The organism is Methylobacterium oxalidis (assembly GCF_007992195.1).
GTDB classification, from domain to species: Bacteria; Pseudomonadota; Alphaproteobacteria; order Rhizobiales; family Beijerinckiaceae; genus Methylobacterium; species Methylobacterium oxalidis.
Map to the genome: position 1 here is coordinate 1 of NZ_BJZU01000226.1, position 3,596 is coordinate 3,596.

At 64.7% G+C, this 3,596-nt stretch carries 7 protein-coding genes; 2 read left to right on the forward strand and 5 right to left on the reverse strand.

Annotation, left to right across the window (positions count from 1 at the left end; all coding sequences use genetic code 11):
- Nucleotides 1-228: 228 nt before the first annotated feature.
- The 4 genes from MOX02_RS31680 to MOX02_RS31685 all read right to left on the reverse strand — a co-directional run bounded on the left by MOX02_RS31680 (nt 229) and on the right by MOX02_RS31685 (nt 1,979).
- Nucleotides 229-399 (reverse strand): hypothetical protein, encoded by a 171-nt coding sequence (locus MOX02_RS31680; RefSeq protein WP_170268053.1) that lies wholly within the window; start codon nt 397-399, stop codon nt 229-231.
- Nucleotides 396-722, reverse strand: a complete 327-nt coding sequence (locus tag MOX02_RS29785) for a hypothetical protein (RefSeq protein ID WP_147029375.1) — start codon at nt 720-722, stop codon at nt 396-398. The genes MOX02_RS31680 and MOX02_RS29785 overlap by 4 nt, the downstream gene beginning before the upstream one ends.
- Nucleotides 723-974: 252 nt before the next feature.
- Nucleotides 975-1,625 carry a hypothetical protein gene (locus tag MOX02_RS29790; RefSeq protein WP_238179999.1) on the reverse strand — a complete coding sequence of 217 codons (651 nt, stop codon included), beginning with the start codon at nt 1,623-1,625 and terminating at the stop codon, nt 975-977.
- Between the two features lie 177 nt (nt 1,626-1,802).
- Entirely contained in the window at nt 1,803-1,979 is a 177-nt protein-coding gene (locus tag MOX02_RS31685) for a hypothetical protein (RefSeq protein WP_170268054.1), read from the reverse strand.
- 116 nt (nt 1,980-2,095) lie between these two features.
- Between MOX02_RS31685 and MOX02_RS29795 the strand changes: the two genes are divergently transcribed.
- Together MOX02_RS29795 and MOX02_RS29800 are read left to right on the forward strand one after the other, a co-directional pair.
- Nucleotides 2,096-2,311 carry a hypothetical protein gene (locus tag MOX02_RS29795; RefSeq protein ID WP_147029376.1) on the forward strand — a complete coding sequence of 72 codons (216 nt, stop codon included), beginning with the start codon at nt 2,096-2,098 and terminating at the stop codon, nt 2,309-2,311.
- A 742-nt stretch (nt 2,312-3,053) separates the two neighbouring features.
- Nucleotides 3,054-3,341 (forward strand): tyrosine-type recombinase/integrase, encoded by a 288-nt coding sequence (locus MOX02_RS29800; protein WP_238179996.1) that lies wholly within the window; start codon nt 3,054-3,056, stop codon nt 3,339-3,341.
- 1 nt (nt 3,342) lies between these two features.
- On the opposite strand, the gene MOX02_RS31965 is transcribed toward MOX02_RS29800, so the two are convergent.
- Nucleotides 3,343-3,596, reverse strand: a 254-nt coding sequence (locus MOX02_RS31965; RefSeq protein WP_210250428.1) for a hypothetical protein, incomplete at its 5' end; no start/stop codon positions are given.

Consider the following 3,596-nt stretch of genomic DNA (forward strand, 5'->3'; position numbering starts at 1 on the left):
GGGTTGACGTGCTGGTCAAGTTGATCTCGCACCAGCTCGGGGCGCCTGACGCCGAGATCGACCGGACGGTCCGGATGGTTGACCGCAAGCTCGGCGAGCGCGTCATCTCGGGCGGATTCGGTGCGGATTGATTTGCGAAAATCGCACCTCATCCCCGCCTATCACGGAGAGAAGCCCGCCGCGGCGGACCGGGCGGGCCTTGATCATGCGCCAGTTCGTGCCGCGATCTTACTGACCGCCTCCCGAACCGCCGCCGCCGCCGGCTGAATTGGAGCGCGGCTTGTTGTTCTCCTCGGCGTTTCCGGAAGCTGCCGACGAACTTTCGGCCGGCCGGCCCTGAGCGAGGACGGGACCGGCGCACACGAGCGCCAGCGTCGTCAGAATTGCGAGCTTCTTCATGTTTCCTCCGCGCCCGGACCTTTGGGCGTCTCGGGGACAACAAGAGGCTCGGCGGATCCGTTGCCTGCCGGCCGATCGCGGGCCATGGCTTGGAGCTGAGCGTTCCTCATTCTGTGATGCAGCGCCAGAAACCGGGCGCGGCGCGCATTGTGAGCACCGGACGCTTCACCCTCATGGCGATCGGCACCGCCTGGTCGCGTGAGCGCAAAATACTCCTCGGACTCTAAGCGCGTGAGGCCAGCGTAGATGATGTAACCACGCGCGTCTTTGGAGAGGCAGCGCATCTCGCGCAGATGCGCCAGTTCGGCCGGATCATATTCCATAGCGGCGCATCCTGAACTCGCCGGCGCAGTCTGCCCTGCCCAACCTCGGCTGCCTTGCGGAGCAATCTCGCTAGCACGAGGCGCAGTGAGGCAGCCTACGCTCTCCACAGCCGAACGCCAGGGCCGTTGTTCTCTGGGATGAACCCCACGCCGGACGCGCCGCAGCACCAGCGAAAAGCCCCGCGAGCCTGAGGCTGCGGGGCTCCAGAGCAACTCTGTGCTGGTATCAGGCGCCCCTTGGATTTCAGGCCGTCACGGCTGCTGGGCTGTCTCCAGAAGCTCCGATTTGAGTGCCATCAACGCCAAGAGTGGCGCGGGCACCGCAACACCGGCTCGGCGCATCTGCTGTCCAACCGCTCGGCAGCTCTGCAGATCGTTGCCGGCGGCGGCTTGCTCCACCTTCTGGATGGCCTCGGCAGTCGGCTTCGGAGCCTTGGGTGCGGCAGGCTGAGCCGGGGCTGGCTGCGGAGCTGGTTGGCCTTGCGCCTGAGGCGCTGATTGCGGATTGGGAGCCACGTTGGCCGTAGCTCCGGAGGGAGCAGCCGCGTTCTGTGACTGTCCTTGCGGGCCTGCGGCGCCCGGACCAGAGTTCGGGATCTGCCCGCTTTGGCCCGAGGTCTGCTGCGGGGCGCCGGCAGTACCGGAGGGCTTCGATTCCTCGCTGCCCGTCTTCGGTGCCTGCACGGCAGTCGCCAGCTGTGCAGGTTGTGCATCCGCCTTCTGCGCAGGGTCAGGCTGATGCACGAAGGCGAGAAGTTCCTGACACAGGTTCGCGGGCTTGCCTGCGCTCCTTCCAGGACTGGGTGGTCCCTGTTGACTTGCATCTGGCGGACCAGCCTGGGCCAGTGCGGCTGCCGGGAACAGGAAGCTCATGGCGAGCACGGTGGTGGTGATAACCCGCAACACGTGCATCTCCTGATGGCAGACCGGGGGAGCCAGTGACCTCACCGCTGCTGGACCAACAGGCGCAGCGAGGCGGCGGTTCAGTCCCTGCCGCGAGTTAGGCGATCTGGCCGAGGCACAAACAGAAAGCCCCGCGAGCCGTGAGGTTGCGGGGCTGTTGCTCTCGACGGCTCGGCTCTAACGCCCGGCCTCCTGAGCAAGCCGCATCGCCCGCAGGCGCTCGGTCTTGTCGTCGCGTGCGCGCTGCTGTTCTTCGATCTCTGCCCAGACTTCCTGGGCAACCCGCTGGCGATCGGCAGTTCGTGCAGCTCTGGTCTCAGCGCGATCGACGACGTGGCTTGGCCTGTCAGGCATCGGATCTCCTGCGTTCGACACAGGAGAGATAGTGCGTTGGCAGCAAAAGGCTCGCGGCGGCTGGCCGATCAGGTTTGCCGCGCGTTGCCCTTCGCGCCCTTGGACGGAGAGCCGCAATGTCTGCGATGAAAATCCTCGCCCACATCCGGACGGAAGAGGTGCCCGGCGGATATCAGATCACCATGGAGACCGATGACGGCCAGGTCATCCGCGTGTTCGCGACCGAGAATCAGGTGAGCGACCTTGCCGACGAACTCGACGAACTTCTCGATGACGATGAGGTCGAGTTCACCCCGGAACAGAAGCACGTTGGCGAGGAGCAGCTGTCCTGAGAGTGTGCGCACGCGTCAGCTGCAGGTCTTGGCCCTGCGAGCCGTTCAGGGCAGCGGCCCCAATGGTGCCAGCCGATCCAGAAGGACTTGGCGTTCCCGCAACACCCGTAATCCTCTTCGGACCGTGCGAGCCAGCAGGACCAGTTTGATCTGCTGGACCAGCAGAGCCGGTAGCCTCTGGGGTGCCGGGCTGCCCTTGATCTCCCCGATCTCTATCAGGGCCCTGCGGATCTGCCATACCAGCGGCGCCAAGCGAGCCCCGAGGACCTGTCGCGCCAGCCGGCCCTTGTGGCCCCGGTGTGCAGGGTTCGCCTGATAGGCTCGGTGAACCCGCTGCACCTGGCATTCTTGCCGATCCAGGAGGGCCCGCAGGTCTGCTGTCTCCCTGATGTCCGGCAACTCCTGCATCGTCTCGCTAACCCTACTGCCGCGTAGCACCGCAGAGCCAACGTTGCCTCGGGGCCGTTGTTCACCTGGTGAGCAAGCATGAAGAAGAACGCCTGCCTCAGCTGGGCCGGGCGGGTTGAAGGTGAAGATCCACGTCGCAATAGGCTCAAGGGGGCGAGAGGCTAACCGGACTGGCTGTGGACCGTTCCGAACATGAGAAGCCCCGAGAGCCGGTTGGTCACGGGGGACAAGTGTCACCTCGGCTCATTCACTGGAGCACTGGCAAGCCATTCCAAGATCCTGTCCAAGCTCCGGAAGCTACGCTCGACCTTTCTGAGCGGTGGAGGGCGCTACAATGGGTATGGATGCCCGAGCAGTTCCGCATGCCAGCGCTGCGCCCAACCGCCAGACAGTCCGTAGCATCGCCGAGATCGTGAAGGGGTACACGAAGACCGCTGGCCTCGATGTCTCGACCTTTGGGGCGCACTCGCTCCGGACCGGCTACATCACGACAGCGGCCGAGCGCGGCGCCGATCTCGCCCGCGTCATGAATCAGAGTGGACATCGCGACTCACGCGCGGCGCTGGACTACAACTGTCGGGCGAACGCCTTCAAGGATCACTCAGGGAGCGGGTTTCTGTAGGTCAGCCGAGCTGCTCTAGAACGATCTTACGCAATTCTTCGCGGGTGAGACCACAGGGCTGCGGCTTCCAAACAGAATTGGAGATAGTCGGCTTAGCGTCAGCTAAAGAGCGCGACTGTGCCGCCGTGGGCTTCAGTTCAGTGGTGATGCGCATGCGAAATCCATAGGCCGCTACGGCAGAAGCCGTCGGTCGGCGCGTGTGTTCAGGAGTGTTGCGGCTAAAAGCGAGCGACAGGCGCGCTGCGAATAGAGCGG